The following is a 1,025-nucleotide window of genomic DNA, read 5'->3' as shown; positions in this document are numbered from 1 at the left end:
AGGTCGCATAAGACTTTCCATGAACTCCACCTGGTCAATGCAGGTGCGCAGGAAGAAGCCGGCGAAGGAAGCAAGCGCGGCTTCGCTGAGCGTCCCACGCCCGTCGCGATCTCCACGGCGAGGACCGTCGCAGGAGGCCAGGTGCTCCTTATAGGCGGCCTCTTCACGTGCAAGCCCGCGCGCCACAGACCAGAGGCCGCGTGTATCGAGCGTTCTGCCCAGCATGGCGTAAGACATGAGGCGGGCAACACGCCCGTTCCCGTCGAGGAAAGGGTGTACCCACAGAAGCCGGTGATGCGCGCAAGCCGCAGCAAGGATTGGTTCGATCCTGCCGGGGAGGCTGTAAGCCTTGTGCATACGTTCGAGAAATCGCGGCACCGCGCCAGGGCTGATGGCAACGTGCCGCCCGACTTCAACGTAGCGCGTCCGCAACTCGCCGGGCACAACAGGTATTTTTTCGCCCGTCTTCGGGTTTTCGACGAAGAGAAGCTCAGGCGGCAGCAGCTCGCAGAAGCGGCGATGCAGCTCGATAATGGACGTGGGCGCGGTTGGCTGTTCCGTCATGCCGTCCTCGTCGATCCATTTCTGGACCGCGACATGCGCTTTGGCTTCGAGCTGAAGGTTCCGCTTCTTGGGGTCGGCGCTATAGTCGCCCTGCATCGCGCGTTCGATGTCGATGGGATGGGTGTCGTGCCCTTCGATTAGGTTACTGTAGTAGCAGTTCATCGCCCGCACGAGATCTGCCAACGCCTCCGAGACGGAGGAAGGCAACCCGCTCCGGAACGCGGCAGACTTTTCTGCCAGCTCGAGCGCGAGATCGTTTAGACCCGCGCGCGCTGGTGCACCTTCAGAAACCATGAGTGGCTCGAACAGTCCTACCGTTTCTCCATCATCCGGGGTCGTCACTTGTCCTGCTTTCTGGCCGCTTGCTGGCCATGACTCATCTCTTTTAAAACCATAAACTATCATGAGGTTGCCGACTCATAAAGTGGCATCCCGTCCGCAAATTTGGCCGGTTCTTTGGC

Annotated in this window: 1 protein-coding gene; it reads right to left on the bottom strand. The window is 60.3% G+C overall.

Annotation, left to right across the window (positions count from 1 at the left end; genetic code table 11):
- The coding region (locus tag AC2FNB_RS21365) for a Fic family protein (RefSeq protein WP_496748723.1) at window positions 1–906 on the bottom strand (906 nt) is incomplete at its 3' end.
- Window positions 907–1,025: the final 119 nt, after the last annotated feature.

This window comes from Ruegeria sp. BHSB058, from assembly GCF_059613285.1.
The sequence above is the reverse complement of the archived record's forward strand: the minus strand, read 5'-3'. Positions and strand labels throughout refer to the sequence as shown.